12 protein-coding genes are annotated in these 16,332 nt (G+C 65.1%); 7 read left to right on the top strand and 5 right to left on the bottom strand.

All coding sequences use genetic code 11. The features are described 5' to 3' along the window. The first annotated feature begins 76 nt into the window (after positions 1-76). From FV230_RS05840 to FV230_RS05810, 7 genes are all read left to right on the top strand, one after another. Complete coding sequence (locus FV230_RS05840) at positions 77-2,158, top strand: AAA family ATPase (protein WP_187275405.1); 2,082 nt, start codon at positions 77-79, stop codon at positions 2,156-2,158. Beyond that, positions 2,151-2,390: a hypothetical protein gene (locus FV230_RS05835; RefSeq protein ID WP_147841646.1), complete on the top strand. Its 240-nt coding sequence runs from the start codon at positions 2,151-2,153 to the stop codon at positions 2,388-2,390. Before FV230_RS05840 ends, FV230_RS05835 begins: the two co-directional genes overlap by 8 nt. 385 nt (positions 2,391-2,775) lie before the next feature. After that, entirely contained in the window at positions 2,776-4,194 is a 1,419-nt protein-coding gene (locus FV230_RS05830) for a site-specific integrase (RefSeq protein WP_187275404.1), read from the top strand. A gap of 682 nt (positions 4,195-4,876) precedes the next feature. Next, positions 4,877-8,458: a site-specific integrase gene (locus FV230_RS05825; protein WP_147841644.1), complete on the top strand. Its 3,582-nt coding sequence runs from the start codon at positions 4,877-4,879 to the stop codon at positions 8,456-8,458. Positions 8,459-8,460: 2 nt separating this feature from the next. Next, a complete protein-coding gene (locus FV230_RS05820; RefSeq protein WP_147841643.1) occupies positions 8,461-9,099 on the top strand; it encodes a hypothetical protein in 639 nt (212 codons plus the stop codon). A 140-nt stretch (positions 9,100-9,239) separates the two neighbouring features. Beyond that, positions 9,240-9,599 (top strand): hypothetical protein, encoded by a 360-nt coding sequence (locus FV230_RS05815; protein WP_147841642.1) that lies wholly within the window; start codon positions 9,240-9,242, stop codon positions 9,597-9,599. Next, complete coding sequence (locus FV230_RS05810; protein ID WP_147841641.1) at positions 9,596-11,911, top strand: AAA family ATPase; 2,316 nt, start codon at positions 9,596-9,598, stop codon at positions 11,909-11,911. The genes FV230_RS05815 and FV230_RS05810 overlap by 4 nt, the downstream gene beginning before the upstream one ends. Positions 11,912-12,127: 216 nt before the next feature. Here FV230_RS05810 and trxB (FV230_RS05805) read toward each other — a convergent pair whose 3' ends face one another. From trxB (FV230_RS05805) to greA, 5 genes are read right to left on the bottom strand one after another with little or no spacing between them, the layout of a single operon-like run. Beyond that, complete coding sequence (gene trxB, locus FV230_RS05805; RefSeq protein ID WP_147841640.1) at positions 12,128-13,132, bottom strand: thioredoxin-disulfide reductase; 1,005 nt, start codon at positions 13,130-13,132, stop codon at positions 12,128-12,130. A 45-nt stretch (positions 13,133-13,177) separates the two neighbouring features. Continuing rightward, entirely contained in the window at positions 13,178-14,116 is a 939-nt protein-coding gene (gene trxB / locus FV230_RS05800; protein ID WP_147841639.1) for a thioredoxin-disulfide reductase, read from the bottom strand. 21 nt (positions 14,117-14,137) lie between these two features. Then, on the bottom strand, positions 14,138-15,175 hold the full coding sequence (locus FV230_RS05795; RefSeq protein WP_147841638.1) for a mitochondrial fission ELM1 family protein: 1,038 nt from the start codon (positions 15,173-15,175) through the stop codon (positions 14,138-14,140). Between the two features lies 1 nt (position 15,176). Beyond that, positions 15,177-15,728 (bottom strand): hypothetical protein, encoded by a 552-nt coding sequence (locus FV230_RS05790; protein ID WP_147841637.1) that lies wholly within the window; start codon positions 15,726-15,728, stop codon positions 15,177-15,179. A 9-nt stretch (positions 15,729-15,737) separates the two neighbouring features. Then, on the bottom strand, positions 15,738-16,214 hold the full coding sequence (greA, locus tag FV230_RS05785) for a transcription elongation factor GreA (protein ID WP_187274882.1): 477 nt from the start codon (positions 16,212-16,214) through the stop codon (positions 15,738-15,740). Between the last annotated feature and the right edge of the window lie 118 nt (positions 16,215-16,332).

The raw sequence follows: 16,332 nt of genomic DNA, 5'->3' as shown, positions 1-16,332 counted from the left end.
CCCCCTTCCCGACACCCCCCACGAGGCCTGACCGGCGCGCTCGATTGAGCCCGGCTGCCTCGAAATGGAGGCAGCCATGACGAACTTCCAAAAGCCCCCGACCAAGTCCGCCGCCAAGGCCATCGCCACCAAGGGCAAGCCCGGCCCGAAGGCAAAGGTGGGCCTGATGGCGAGGCTTGCCCCGAAGACGCTGAAGCCCTCGGGCGAGAGCCTGGACGATTTCCTCAACGACCTTCCGGACAACCGGGCGCCCATCGACCAGATGGAGGCCGAGATCCGGTCCTCCCGTTTCACCCTGGCCAAGCACGCCCTGGACGAGGCGATGACGGCCAGCCAACACGTCCGGATGCTTCGCTTCGGCGGGGCCGGCGTGGTCATCGAGGTCCCGTCGCCCGACTGGATCCCCGCGATGCGGATGGCGGCCGAGAAGCTAATTTCCTGGCATCACATTTTCTGTCGGGCCGGAACGTCGAAGTCGTCCGAAAACCCGAGCGTGGGCAACACAGAAGTGGCCGATTTCCTCGGCGCCGGCGGCCGCGTCCTCGGGATCTCGCACGCGCCGGCGCAGCATTTGCCCTCGGCGCTGATCGCAGCCGCGGACGTGCGCATCAGGATCGGCACGCCGTCCAACGACACCATCCGCAAGACGATCCTGACCCTGACCGGTCACAAGGCCAGGCGCATGCCGCCCGACATCGCGCGCGGGCTCGCGTTCGACGTGATCGCCGCCTCCATCCGCAAGGGAACCCTGGCCTCAAGCTGCGTCCGGCGCCTCGTGGCCGCCTCCAAGGCCAACGCCGCCATCGACCCGAACCTCGCGGACGTGCCGGTGCTGTCCGAGATCCACGGATACGGGGCGGCAGGCGAGTACGCCCAAAGGCTCGCCTACGAATTTTCGGAATGGAAGGCTGGTCGATCCGAGTGGAGCTCCCTCGAAAGATCAGTTCTGCTCGCGGGAGAGCCAGGCACTGGCAAGACTACGCTCGTGCGAAGTATTGCCAAGACGCTAGAAATCCCAATTATCAGCACATCCGTTGCACTATGGTTCTCGCAGACGAATGGCTACCTGAACGAGGTCATCAAGGAGATCAATAGGGTCTTCACGATGGCAGCCCAGATGGCACCGGTTTTGATCTTCGTAGATGAGATGGATGGAATTCCGTCCAGATCATCGCTGGGATCTCGGAACAGAGACTATTGGGTTCCTTTGATCAATCATTGTCTCACGACGTTCGAGAATGCGATCTCTGGGAATACCGATAAGATCATCCTGATCGGGGCCAGCAATTTCCCCGAACTAATCGATCCGGCCCTGCTGCGCCCGGGCCGGCTAGGACGCGTCATCACCGTCGAGAAGCCCGATGCAGACGGGCTGGCCGGCATCATTCGTCAGCACCTGGGGCCGGACGTCCTCGACGGCGCCGACCTGTCGGTGCCGGCAAGCATCGGCGTGGGCGCCACCGGGGCCGAGGCCACCGCCTGGGTCGCGGGAGCCCGACGCCGGGCTCGGGACGCCGGCCGTCCGATGCGGCTCGAAGACCTCGTCCGCGAGATCGCCCCACCCGACCCGAGGTCCCCCGAGGAGGCGCTTTCCTGCGCCCGCCACGAATGCGGGCATGGCCTTGCCGTGACCCTGATGGGTCCTGGCGAGGTCGTCAGCCTCAGCAATGTCATGTCCCACGGACTTGGGGGCCTCACCAGGACGTCCATGCCCCGGGCCACGATCCTTACGAAGACGTCCATCGAGGCCTACGTCACCACCGTCCTGGCCGGAAGAGCCACGGACGAGGCGTTCGGCGAGGCGAATTCCGGTTCCGGCGGCGCCTACGCCAGCGATCTCGGCCTGGCTACCAGCATGCTCGCTTCCATGCACGTCAGCATGGGCCTGGGGGGATCGCTCCTGCACCGGGCCTCGGATGCGGAGGCCAGGGAATGCCTGCGCCACGACCCCGAAATGCGCCGTCGCGTCGAGGCTGACCTGAATGTTTTGTACCTTCGCGCGAGGGAATTCGTCGACCAGAACAGGGATCTGATCGACGCCCTGGCGCAAAGGCTGGTCGTGGCCCGCATCATGTCGGGCGACCAGATGCGGGCCCTGATCGCACAGCTCAGGGTGACGTCGCCCCTCATCACCACCCTGGGAGGCCACGATGTCTGAGCTCGATCTCGACGACCTCACCGCCGAAATTTTCAAGCGCGTCCTCAAGATGCGCAGCACTCTGACCGAGGAAGAATTCGACTTCCTCGCCGGCGAGATCCTGTTCTCGATGGGGGCCGCCGCCATGCGCAAGGCCGAAGGCCAGGCTTTGGGGCGGCGAAGCATCCGACCGGCCAATCGAACTTCCAACGTCGTCGAATTCCCGATTGATGGTCGCAGGGACGTCGAGTGAACAGCCTGGGGGCACCGCCACTGGCCATCGAGCAGGCAAACGACCGAGTCGAGCAGTGTCGCCGACGTCGTGAAGACGCCCTGCTACGGCCGGAGGCACCGTCGCCCACACGACCGACCTGAGGCCCTTCCCCGTTCGATGCGTATCCAGAGCGATGACGGCATTCGGTGTCTCTGACGGACCCGCTCCCGAAAGCGCTTCCCGCGCACGAAAACTTAGCTCGGCAATCATATCCCGATGGCACTCCCGAAAGCCTTAGCTGACCGGGATGCCATGGTGGCACCATGACGGTCCCGATCCTCCCGCGAAGACAATCCCCTGGAAGACGCCGGCCATGCCGTTGAAGCATCTCACTCGGACCGTAGTCCGTCGTAAGGAACCTCGTTTGCAAGAGGAGATCTTCGTCAATGACGATGGCTACGAGATCACCGCACTGTCCAAGTTTCGACGCTATCTCGACGGTCGCGGGAACAGCGTTACGAGCATGAAGCGATACATCGAATCCGCAGCGCGCTTCGTCGATTTCCTTATCGAATGTGAGGTCTTCGGCCAAGCAGCCCGCCCCGATGAGATTTCGGAGGCTTTCACCGCCTACCCGATCTTTCTTAGGGATGGTCCGATGGTGAGGTGGGTCGAATTCCCGACCCTTGGGACTTACGCCAAGGAGATTGCGTTCGCCGGACTCGCGCCGGGCAGCTTCCCCCCGACCCTGGCCGCGGTGAACCACTTCCTCGCGTTCGCCCGGAACGAGGCACTGAAGGCACTGTCGGCCCTGGGCGACGAGAACGTGGCCGTGGATTGGCTGGACCTGCGCACGACCTATTCCGCCATCGACGGTGTACGGCGATGGTCTCACTTCGATAGGGTGCGCCTGAAGCAATCGCTGCTTGGCGGCAACATCCGCGTCCTGAACCACGTTCGCCGACCGAGGCACCTGGAAGCGCCAATCGGTCGCGAGACGCAGGTCGACATCGAGAACAAGGAATTCCCGCTCGACAAGCTGGCGAACCTGCTGGCCTGCGCGACAAGCCATCGGGATCGTGCGCTCTGGTCCCTCCTAGCCGGCGGAGGGCTTCGCTTGCACGAAGCCCTCAATCTTCGGTTCAGCGACGTCGATCCCTCGACCGGGGAGATCTGGGTGCATGACCCCAACCGACGTCGGTTCGGTCGCGATATGCCCGAGCGGGAGCTTCTGCGCTTCAAGGGGCGCACGATGAGCCGGGTCTATCTATACGAACCGCTGCAAACAAGCTTCTGGGACGCCCTTCGTTCATACCTCAGCCAGGAGTTCGTCGGGACGACCGAATACGAGAACGACTTCCTGTTCCAGAAGCTCGACACCCGCGACAGGTCACGTCCGTTGGTCCACGCCAGCGACATCGCCCATCACAAGCAGTTCAAGAAGGCCGTGATCCGCGCCGGCGTGCAGGGTCCCCCGGAGGCACCCGATCACGTCTGGACGCTGCATTCCCTGCGGCACAGCTATGGCATCTACATGCTGAACTACATTCCGGTCCCCGGCGGGCCGGGCCTCAAGCTCACGGAGGTTCAGATGCTGATGGGACATAAGAGCATCGAGAGCACCAAGATCTATGCCCGGCATGACAAGCATATCGTCCGGGCCAGGGTCGAGACGGCGAATGAGTTCGTCTTCGCGGGCATGGGAGGCTCCGAGAGTCCCGGAATGCATCTCCTGCCGACCAGCATCGCCGAGCGACTTCGAAAGACGGCGGACCGGATCGAGCATGAGGGGGCCGTCCAACGTCGCTTGCCACCGGGCGGGGCAAAGGACAAAGCCTCGTAGGGTCATGGCTTCCGCAATTGCATGTTCTCCGGTTAGGTACCGTAAACCTTGCCCATGAAGAGGTTCCGTATAGCGAACGCTTTTCCTGGACGCCGGCCCGCATAATATGATCAGCTGGCACTCATGAGCAGCTTCGCAACGATCCAGGCCGCCTTCGCGCAGGCCATAAGCAAAACCGGCTCCATAGCCTAGGGTCGCTGCCGACCTGCGGCTGGGAGACCCGGCCGCACACGAACCTTCCCGCGACGCGGACGCATCCGACGCCTGGAAGGCCTGAAACATCACCGGTTCCGAGGTCGGTCTTGCAGGGGCGCCCCCTTGTTCGAGGTCATGCGGAACCCGCTCCCTCTACTCTCCAGAGCCTCATCGCCGTCGTGACAGCAGCGCAGTCCCGCTTGCGGTCGATCTGTGTCCCGCAGTTTCCAGGAGCCCAACTCATGATTGCGATATCGCGAATACGACCGCCGTGACGGCGTCGGGCCCTCGGTTCTCCGGTCCCCGACTGCCTAACGGTCACGTCCGAAGAGGCGCCGCGCCACGCGCGGAAGCCGATCAAGCGGACTGAAATCCCACAGCACAGTCGATGTCCGGCCCGAGGCGCTCCCCGGGAAGGCGATCCCCCGTCCGACAGCCGCCAGTGGGACAGCCCCAGGGCCGCGGACGCCAGCCCGAGGAGCCTCCGATGACCAAGAACGCCTCCACCAACGCCCGCACCCTGCTGAACGCGCCCGTCGCATCTTCCGCGCCTGAGAGCGGGTCCGTCCCCCAGCCTAACTCGATCAACGCCGATGCGGCACAGCTTGCGGGACGGGAAGGCTGCTCTTCTTCGGAGATGTCGATCCCCCTCATCAATACGACGCCTCACCTGATCATTCTCGTGGACGTGGAACGCTTGCGGAGACGGTTCGTAACTCTTGTCCACGACGCCAAGAGCCTTGACGCATCGCGGCGAAATCCCGGCAAGACATCGACGCGCCACATGCCTTTGGACCGAATTCTGAGAAATCGCCTTACCGCGATTGATGAGATGACAGCCGAAGACTTTGTGGACGCGTTCATGTTCTTCGAAGGACAGGGCCTTGGACTGACAGGCAAGCCTCAGCTTGCGATTGCCAAGAAGGCTCTACGCTTTACGGCGACGTCAAACCGTATGCTTGCCACGGTAAATCTGTGCCTGAAGTATGTATACTTGTTGCTCTGGAATGAAGGCCTGGTCCGCTTTCCGATGTCGTTCAAGATGCGTTCCAGTTTTCTGGAAGAGCATCTCCGCGGGATGCTTCCTGAACTGGCGACCTGTCATTTTGACAATCCCGACCGGGAGAGCAGCGTGCTGGGCCTGAACATGGTCCTTGCCTCGGGCTGGCGGTCGTTCTCCGACATCGACCTTGACGTGTTCGGCCCGGCGAGCGTCGAAATCCTGAATCGTGCCAAGACCGAGAGAGTCGCAGGCATCCCGAGGAACCAGCCATCGACGGCCTTCATGGCGGCCCTGGTCCACATGGCGAAGGCGGGCGAGGGGCGAGGCTTCGCCTACTCCGTCGAGGACATGAAGGGCTATCGCTACTGGGTTCATCGGAAGCTGAGAGGCGTGGAGGACATGACCCCCTCCCAGTTCATGGCCGACGCAAAGGGCGTTCGTCACGCCCAGAAGCGCGCGACCAAGGAAGCGCACACGCGGCGCGTCGCGGCCGCCCAGCTCGACCTGATGGATGCCGGCATTCGCGACGAATACCGTCAATCCATCCTGGATGGCGAGAAGGGCCTTCACGAAGTCAGGCTGGAGGCCATCGCAGACAAGGTCAACTCTCCCGAGGATATCCTGGAATACACCCGGACGCTCCGGGCCAAGGGAGCTTATCGAAACTGGTCGAACCTCTACCCGGCCAGGATGCATGCCTATCCGGCTGATCTGTGGGCGACCTGGTCGTTTCTTTTCGAAGCATTCATCGACCACAGGAAGCGTCAGGGATACGAGTCCCTGCCAACCGCCGAATTGCACCGCAACTTCATCCAGGATTATCTGTGCTGCTACCTTCCCTGGTGGATCGAGCTCCATCCCGGGATGGACGTGACGATCCCGACGGACCCTTCGATGTTCACGCGCTTCGGTCTGTGGGTCGAGGGCATGGACGACGGTGCCGCTCCGGAACCGCTACTGACCTTCTTCAGGGATACCCGCACCAGCAAGGGCGTGAGCGGCTTCAATGCCTTCGTCACGTTCACGTTCCATTTTTTCGAGTTCTGCCGGGGCCAAACAATGAAGTTCAACCTTGCAAAGGTTGAATTCGTAAACCCGGTCCTGCTGGAGTTCGACAAGAATATCGCACGTAGCGCTCAGAAGACAAATAAGGCCCCAATCCCGACGTCTCTCCTGCCGCTTCTTCTCAGGTACGCATACGCCTGCGAGGCTTTCTTCTGTGGACTTTTGAACAAGTCTCTCGCTGGCGAGATGTCCAAGTCGGATTTCAGTCGTATTCGAAGCAACATCCGGATGTCTGAGAAGACACCGACGTCCGACCACGGCCTGGACGTCGGTTTCGAACACGGCGGGCGCGAGTACACTATTTCGGAGGTGCCCCAGCTTGCTTTCTGGGCCGAGCGTCCGGTCCAGCTTCCGGGCCACGAGGTCAGGGATGCCTTCCTTCCGCACCTGTCCAGCCTGCGCGTGATCATCGTGGCCCTGGAGACCGGCATCCGCTTCCAGGGCATCCAGTGGCTTTGCAGGAAGTCTTTCGGGTCGCTTGCCGGCAAGGAAACGGCTGGGGCGGAGTTGATGCCCTTGTTGGTCAACACGGACAAGGTCCGGGATCGTCCATGGAACACGTTGATCGTGCGTCGTGCCTATGAGGCGCTGTTGCGGGAGGCGAGCTTTCAGGAGATTTTGGCCGATGCCGACCGTGAACAGTCGGTCTATTATGAAAGACGGGAGCATACTCGCTTCGCTCCGGTATTTCCCCTGTTCCGGGCTCCCTCCCACGAATATCCGATCTCGAACAATGCCTATGCCGCAACGTGGGAACGGCTCCTAGTCTCATTCTGTAACTGGCATCAGCAGAGCTTGCCTGACGCCGCCTCCCTCGACATGTGGAGATACGTGCCAGACATCGACGCCATTACCAAGCTGCCGCGCGTGGTCATGCATGTGGACAGCGATGGAAGCCGTCCCTGTTCGCCGATCAAGCTAAAGCTAAAGCATACGCCGCATTCAGCCCGTGCGACCTTCATCACGTCACGGTCCGGCGTGCTGCCTATCGAACTTACCGGTTGGTTGGTCGGCCATACTAATACCGCGACGACTTACCATTACACGGTCGAGAGCCAGGCTGCGGTTGGCGCGCGCGTTCTCGCCGCAGCGAGTACGATCTGGGAACCCGACCCGGAGAACCCTGTCCATATCCGCGCGGACGGCGTCAACAGCGCCCTCCGAAAGAGCTTCCGTGCGGATCGCGTCAAGACCGAGGCGGCGTTCGGCCTGCAGGCGCTTTCGCTTCTCAACGAGGACCCCAGGGACGTGGACGGCATCTTGCGGCTGCGCTCGACGCCGATGGCACAGGTGGTCTTCCGCGAGACGCACATCTGCCCCGTGGGCGAGGCGTGCCCGAGCGACGTCATGGACGTCATCGTGGAGCCGCGCCGGTGCGGTGTCTGCCCCCTGGCCGTCAAGTCCGTCGACCACCTGCCCGCCATCGGCGCGAAGATGCGTCGGCTCCTAGAGCAGGTCCAGGAGGGGGGACGGCTGGTGGAGCGTTTCCGGGCCCGGTCCGAGCCGAGCGCCACGATTGACGAGGTCCAGTACCGCCGCCGCCTGGACGTCACGGAATACGAGGGCTGGCATGCGTCGTTGCTCGCCCTGACGACGTCACTAGGCGAGCTGGGTCGTGCGCCAATGGACGTGTTCCACGTCGGCAAGCCGGATGCCGTGCGACTGCACCTGAGGATGGTCACGCGGGACGTCGGCATGGCGGAGTTCATCCTGCACCGGATCACGGATGCCAGCGGACACGCCGCGTTCGAGACGCCGCTTCTCCGTGCCCAGGCAACGCAGTTGAGGCAGCGCCTCCTCGCCTCGACGAGGGCCATCGAGTGCGAGATCAACCTCTACCAGGACGATCCGGTCCAGTCGTTCGTGTCCGGATTGAGCCTTGCCCTCAAGGCTCACGGCGTTTCGCCAACGTTTACCTCCGCGCTGGAGGCCGTTCGCAACGGCGCGTCGCTGGCGGCAACAGGTGGAAGCCCACTCCTGACCCAAACTTCGGAGGAGTGACCGTGGGCGCACGCAAGGGCCAGAACAACTTCGGCAACCATCAAGGCAAGGTGACCGACGGCAACCTCATGAAGGTGCGACGCGCCCTCAAGGCCCTGCCGCGCCGCACGAGGTACGAAACCTTTCACGCCCTGGTGAACGCGGTCGCGATGGCTAGCGGGCTGCACGCCACCACCCTGTCGCGGAACAAGCGCTACAGGGCGGAAATCCTGCGGTTCATCGCCGAGAACCCTCGCCTGATCCCCGCTCCCGAGGATGACGTGCGTCCGCGTGCGGCGCTGGCTGCCAAGGCGCTCGATGCCGACATCGACGCCAACCTGCTTCGGCGGGACAACGTGAGGCTGCGAAAGCTGATCGAGCGCTACGGTGTCGATGCGGAGCTACCGGCGCCGGCCACGGACGATGAGGGGGAGGGCAAGGCATATCGGATCGCGTTCGAGCGGACGGCGACGGTCCTGGGTCGATTGCTGACCCACCTCACAGAGGAGGAATTTGGCATCGTGCTCGACAAGGGCGAGATCAGGAACACCGCACAAGTCGGCTCCAAGAACCTGATCGCCGGACCGCCGGACACGGCGCCGTTCGTCGAGTGGCTCCGGAAGCAGCCAAGGACCCGTGATCAGCAGAAGGACCAAGCTTGATGCCCAGGACCGCAACGGTCTCGGAGTTGCTCGATGAGCTCCGAACCTTCCTCGACCAAAGGTTCGCCGAGTACGACCAGGGTGGACGAGGGGTCCCAAATCTTCCCAGTCGCGGAGGGCGGATCAACGTTCGGACCCTGATGCAGGAATTCCGGGAATGGGGCGAGGAGCGCGGCGTCGATGTTCCCGAAAGCGTGAGGCAGTACGTCTATAACGAGCCCGAGTGGGGGGCCCTGATCGACGTCGCGGCACGGGACCAGGGCCTGACGCCGACGAAGACAACGGAGACCTCGAAGTCCAGCGATGCGGCGGAGGATCGTATCGTCAGGCTGAGCAAGGACGTGAAGAACCAGAGTGAGGGACATGCGGTCGCAAGGGCGCGCATCGTTCACCTGGAACGCGAGCTCGCCGAGAAGGAAGCCGAGAACGCCCGCCTGCGGGAGCGTTTCGGCTTCCTCCAGCGCACCGGCATGGTGCTGCGCACGGACGATGGCCAATGACCGCGGAAACTGTCGAGCGCCTGACGATCCAGGTCGCCTCCGTCATCTGGTCCTCCGAAACGGCAACGATCTTCTCGGGCATCACGCCACGACGCGAGACCGTCAGGGTGGTGGCGAAGGGGGAGGCGTTCCGTCCCGTAGGAGGCGAGGTCTACCGGATGGACGGTCGGTGGCACGAAAGCGTCCGCCACGGGCTTCAGTTTTACGCCCGCCCGGACGGCTTCGTCCGCATGATGCCGTCCGGAAAGCTCGTCGTCCCATGGCTGCAAACCATCGAGGGCCTCGGCCCGGCACGGGCCAAGCGTATCGTTCAGGCCTTGAGGGGCCGGCTCGACGGACTGCTGGATGGCTCGGTGACACTGGACCAGCTGGCGGAGATCATCGACCCCGAGCGCCCGAACCTGGCCGCTCGCCTCGCCGTCGCGGTCTTCCGTACCCTGGCGGAAACGAGCGGGGAGTACGAGACCGTCCGATGGCTGGAGGAACAGGGGGTTGAGGACGGCGGAACGGTACGGCGCGTCCTGCGCCTTTTCGGTCCCGAAGCGCTGCCTCTCCTCCAGCGGAACCCCTACGTGTTGTCGGGCCCTCTCCCCTGGCCGAAGGTCGATCCGCTCGCCCTGCGCATCCTCGAAGCCCGTGACGACATCACGGACCTGTATCTGCACCCCGCGCGCATCGTCGGTGCAATCGACGCCGTCATGCTGGATGCTATTCGCGAGGGGGACACGGCGGTTCATCGATCCGTGCTGGGGACCCGCGTCGCCAAGAAGCTCGCACGGGTTCCCGAAGCGGAGTTGGAAGAGGAGGTGGTGCGAGTCGGGGTGGCAAACCACGCCCTGGTCGAACTCTGGGATCTTTGGCGGTCCCCAGGTTGCGCGGTACTCGAAGAGGACCTCCTCGTCCGTTTCCGGAGTCTCGCCGCCGGCGGCGAGCGTACGGGCGTCAAGCTACCGTCCGCCATAGACCTCAGGCGGCTCCTGGCGATGGTAGAAAACCAGGGTCGGTCGCTTCACCCCGAACAGCGAGACGCCGTTCTCGCGATCATGGGACGCCCGCTGGCATGCCTGACAGGCGGTGCCGGAACTGGAAAGACGGCGACATGCCGAGCCGTCGTAGACCTTTGGGAACACCTGGGCGGTCACGTCCAGATGGCCGCACTCTCGGGAAAGGCCGCGTTGAGGCTGACGGAAGGCACGGGGCGCATCGATCCCGGACAGTCGCCCGCCGTTACCATCCATCGCCTCATCCTCGGTCTCGAAAAGAGGATGAACGGTCAAACCCATTGGGGAGGCACCGGCCATGGCAAGGCGCCCATCGGCCCCGCCATGGAACTTCCCCAGCTTACCAATCGCACGCTCCTGGTCATCGACGAGGCTTCGATGGTCGACCTGGGCCAGATGCATCGCCTCGTCGACGCGATGCCGCGCGGCTGCCGACTTCTCCTCGTCGGTGACGCCTTCCAGCTACCGCCCGTCGGATTCGGTCTCGTCTTCCACCACTTGGTGGAACAGCGGGATGTCACCTCCCGACTGGAGACCGTGCATCGCCAATCGGACGGCAGCGGTATCCCGGCCGTTTCCCGGGAGGTGCGGGCGTGCCGTATCCCCGATCTTCCAGCGTACGGTCCAGGCCGTTCCGGCGTGAGCTTTCTCGCGGCGGAGGCGGGAGAGGTCAGCGAGGCCATCGAACGGGTCGTTGCGGATATCGGCGGCCACGACCGAAATTCGGGGGGCTTGATGGTGCTGTCGGCCGTCAATACCCGAGGTGCCGAGCCAGACGGTACCGTCCGGCACCTCAATCACCGGCTCCACCATGCCCACGTCGCATCGTTGCAAATCGCTGCTTGCGGGCCGGTGTCGACGGTCCGGGGGTACATGGGCAACGAGTTTTGCGTCGGTGACCCGGTCACGTTCATGCGTAACGATTACGAGAAGGGGCTACGAAACGGCAGCCTTGGCCATGTGACGGCCATCGACGAGGATCTCGGCACGGTGACATGCCAATTCGACGGTGAGACCGTTACGCTGACCGACAGGGACCTGTTCGACCTGTCGCTCGCCTATGCCGTCAGTTGCCACCGGGCACAGGGAAGCCAGGCACGTTCGGTCGTGGTGTCCCTAATCGACGCACGGAACATGGACCCGACCTGGGTGTACACGGCGCTGACCCGGGCTGAGGAGTCCGTCGTGCTGGTCGGACCCTGGACGGTGCTGAAGGCCGCGATGTCGCGGCCACCCGCTCATGCACGTCGCCTGGTCGGATGCACGTTCGATCTCACCGGTCCGGATGACCATCCGGGTGATCGTGCATGAGGTGCAGGTACTGCACCTCTGCCGGTCCGGCGAGGACGGGGGTAGCAAGTGCCAGGGCGAGGGGGCGGGAGGGGGATCTCCCGGCCTGCACAAGCCGAAGGCGCGGAAGGCTGGGGAAACCCGCCCCTTCGGCGGCGAAGCCGCGTACCCTGGCGCGCGCGAGGGGCGGAGCCCCTTAGCGAACCGATGGAAGCGGTGCCCCGTTTCAGATCCAGATCAATCGTAGGCGCCGATCATTTCGACCTCGTGCGCCTCCTCGTTCCGAACCTTCGCATTCGATGAATGCTCTGCCAGGAACTTCTCAGCCTCAAGCGCCGCCATGCAGCCCATGCCCGCGGCGACCACGGCCTGCCGGTAGATGAATTCCGCACAGTCTCCGGCGGCGTAGACGCCATCCACGTTCGTCCTCGTGGTTCCGGGCACGATCTTGATGTAGCCGCCCTCCAGGAGTTCGAGCTGGTCAGCGAACAACTTGGTCGCGGGATCGTGACCGATGGCGACGAAGAGACCGTCTGCCGCAAGATCCCTCGTGGCGCCGCTGACGGTATCCTTGAGGCGCACTCCCGTCATGGACTTCACGGGTTCCCGACGCCCGAGAACCTCATCGACGGTGTGGTTCCAGATGACGTCTATCTTCGGATGGGCGAAGAGGCGGTCCTGGAGGATAGGCTCCGCCCTGAAACGGTCGCGGCGATGGACGACCGTGACCTTCGAGGCGAGGTTGGCGAGATAGAGTGCCTCCTCGACCGCGGTATTGCCGCCGCCGGTCACGACGACCTGCTTGCCGCGGTAGAAGAAGCCGTCGCAGGTGGCACAGGCCGATACGCCCGCCCCATTGAATTCCATCTCTGACGGTAGCCCAAGCCACCGCGCCTGGGCTCCGGTAGCCGCGATCAGGGTGTCGGCGATATACGTGTCCCCGCCATCACCCTGGGCAACGAACGGTCGTTTTGAGAGGTCGACCGACACGATGGTGTCGTAGACGATCCGGGTACCGACGTGCTCGGCCTGGAGGCGCATTTGCTCCATCAGGTCCGGACCCTGGACGGCCTGCGCGAACCCCGGGTAGTTCTCCACGTCGGTCGTGATCGTCAACTGGCCACCCGGTTGGATGCCGGTGACGAGGAGGGGCTTCATGTTGGCTCGGGCGGCGTAGATCCCGGCGGTGTAACCCGCAGGTCCGGCTCCGATGATGAGAACCTTGGTCTTATGGGTGGTCATGGCGAGCCTGCATGTGTCCTTGGAGCGGAATGCCTTGAATGTGCTCTAGGCTGCAGCTTCAAGGCTCGGCTGCGGTCGGTTGTCATTCCAGACGTGGCGATCTGAATACACACACATCCGGGGGTCCCCTGGTTCAGAGAACTCCTGGAACACGCCGGGAATCTCGGTCTCGGCGGTGCCGGGGCGGACGCTGAGGTAGCCGCCGTGGCGCATCGCGAGCTGGCCCTCGAACACCTCGGTCGCCGGCTTGTGGCCGATCGCGACGAACACGCCGTCGACCGGCACCGCGCTGGCCTCGCCGGTGCGGGTGTCCTTGAGGCGCAGGTGCGTCACCGACGGCGCGGGCGTGGTGGTGCCGCAAATCTCGTCGATCTCGCGGTTCCACAGCACCTCGACGTTGGGATGCTTGAACAGGCGCTCCTGCAGGATGCGCTCGGCGCGGAAGCTGTCCCGGCGGTGGATCACCGTGACCTTCGAGGCGAGGTTGGCGAGGTACAGGGCCTCCTCGACGGCGGTGTTGCCGCCGCCGACCACCGCCACCGGCTTGCCGCGGAAGAAGAAGCCGTCGCAGGTGGCGCAGGCCGAGACGCCCCCGCCCTGGAACTTGGCCTCCGAGGGCAGGCCGAGCCACTTCGCCTGGGCGCCGGTGGCGATGATCAGCGCGTCGCAGGAATAGGTCTCGCCGGAATCGGCCTCGAGCCGGAACGGGCGCACCTTGAGGTCGACCTTGGTGATGTACTCCGACAGGATCGTGGTGCCGACATGCTCGGCCTGGAGCCGCATCTGCTCCATCAGCCACGGCCCCTGGATCGCCTCGGCGAAGCCCGGATAGTTCTCGACGTCGGTGGTGATCATCAGCTGGCCGCCGGGCTGGAAGCCCGAGATCAGCAGCGGCTGCACCATGGCACGGGCCGCGTAGATCGCGGCCGTGTAACCGGCCGGCCCCGAACCGACGATGATCAGCCTGGAATGGGTGTGGGCCATGACGTCCTCGAATCCCTCGCTCTAAGCCTCGGCGGCGTGCCGGCCGGCCGGCAGACCGCCCTGTGCCGCCCGGAAGGCGGCGTAGCCGTCGGCGAGCGCCTGAGCGATCACCGGCGTGGCGTTGATCGGCTTGTAGGCCAGCGGCTCCAACCGCCCGGTAAACGGCCGCAAGGCGCCGGCCATCGCCAGCCCCGCGAACATCCGCCGGTGGCGGATATAGGTACGCGGCAGGTCGAACAGCAGCACCGGCGCGCCGGTGGACACCGCCTCGCTGACCATGTTCGCCGAATCGGAGGTGACCACCACCGCGTCGGCCAGCGCCAGCATCGCCACGTAGGGGTTGTCGCCGCCGCCGTCCCAGAGGAAGCCGCCGGTCTCCGAGACGAGCGTGCGGATCGCGTCGCGCAGGGGGTCCGGCGTGCGGCGCGAGACGGTGACCATCAGCCGGCAGCCCGACCCGGCGAGCTTGCGCAGGTCGTCGACCAGGCGCTGCATGTCGAGGGCGCGATAGCTCAGGTGCCGGCTGTCCCCGCCGATCAGCACCGCGACCCGCGGCCCGTCGAGCGCCGTCAGCCGGGGGTCTGGCCACGCGCGGGCGGCCGCGATCCGCTCGGCGGTGACGAGGTGCGGCGCGGTCAGCGTGGTGAAGACGTTGGGGCCGCGCAGGTCGTCGTAGTCGGGCACCCAGATGAAGTCGGCGCTGTCGTGCCCGGTGCGCGGGTCCTTCAGAAAGGCGGTGAAGGTGCGTCCCGGCGCGGCCCGGCGCATCGCGCGGAGATAAGGCACCGCGCGCCGCCCGGAGGCGATCAGGATGTCAGGATAGGGCCCGGCCAGCGCGCCGCGGCTGCGATACGGGCCCTGGCGCGGGTCGATCGGCCCCCACGGCGCCGTCCAGCCGAACGGGCCGCGCGACGGCACCCGGCGGATCTCGTAGGACAGGCGAAGGGTCTCGGCGATGCCGACGCACTGGTTCTCGTCGCCGGCCTTGCCGTCGGTGACGATCCAGGCGCGGGCGCCGGAAAGCGCCGGGGCGGCGTGCGTCTCGGAGGGGGGGATCACGTCAGTCGACGGGCAGGTTGCGGACGAGCCAGTCGGCGTAGATGTCGGCGATGGCGGTCACGCGGCGGCGCTCGGATTGCGGATCGTACCACGCCCCGCCGAAGCTCGACGGGGTGGCGGTGAGCTGCGGGTGGCGCCCGAGGATCGCGCCGTCGCGGACGACCAGCAGCGCCTCGCCGTCGAGGTAGTCGTTCTGCGAGCCGCCCCCGAAGCCGGAGCGGCCGCTGTTGTTGCCACCGGCGTAGGGCCGCAGCGAGAAGCCGCGGACCAGGACCACGAGGCTCGGGCCGCGGCCGCCGAGGCGGGCCGCGAAGCGGCTGCGCAGGGCCGCGGTCAGGTCGGCGCGCAGCGCCTCGGCCTCTGCCCCGGCGCCGAGCGCCACGAGCGGGCGAACGTCGACGCGGACGTCGGAGAAGCGGTCGCCCCGCAGGCTCGGAAAATCGCCGGCCGAGGCCGGGGCGGCGACGGCCGAAGCGGTCACGGCCAGGGCGGTCACGGCCGGTGCGGCCAGAGCCGGGTGGGCCAGCAGCCCGGCGATCCAGCGTCGCGCCATCCGCACCGGTCAGCCCCCGTACCGGATGCCGACGACCTCGTAGGACTTGCCGCCGCCAGGCGTCGTCACCTCGACGGAATCGCCGACGCCCTTGCCGATCAGCGCCCGCGCGATCGGCGAGGTGATCGAGACCCGGCCCGAATGCACGTCGGCCTCGGGCTCGCCGACGATCTGGTAGGTCTTCTCTTCCTCGGTATCGTCATCGACGAGCTTCACGGTCGCGCCGAACTTGATCTTATCGCCCGAGAGCTTGGTGACGTCGATGATCTCGGCGCGCGCGATCAGGCTCTCCAGCTCGAGCACGCGGCCCTCGTTGTGCGACTGCGCCTCCTTGGCGGCGTGATACTCGGCGTTCTCGGAGAGGTCGCCGTGCGCGCGCGCCTCGGAGATCGCCGCGACGATGCGCGGGCGCTCCACCTGCTGGCGGTGCTTCAGCTCCTCCTCCATGGCTGCGAAGCCACGCACCGTGATCGGAACCTTGTCTATCGCCATCGTCTCGCGCCACAATGAAGAGGCCCGGCCGGACGCGGGGATGCCGCGCCCTCCGGGCCAGATTCCAAAACCTGTCCGAGCGCAGGGTCCGCGATCGGTCAGAAACGTCGTG

It is taken from the genome of Methylobacterium sp. WL6, assembly GCF_008040095.1.
GTDB lineage: Bacteria > Pseudomonadota > Alphaproteobacteria > Rhizobiales > Beijerinckiaceae > Methylobacterium.
Note: the sequence above shows the minus strand (reverse complement) of the source record. Positions and strands in the feature narration are given on the sequence as shown.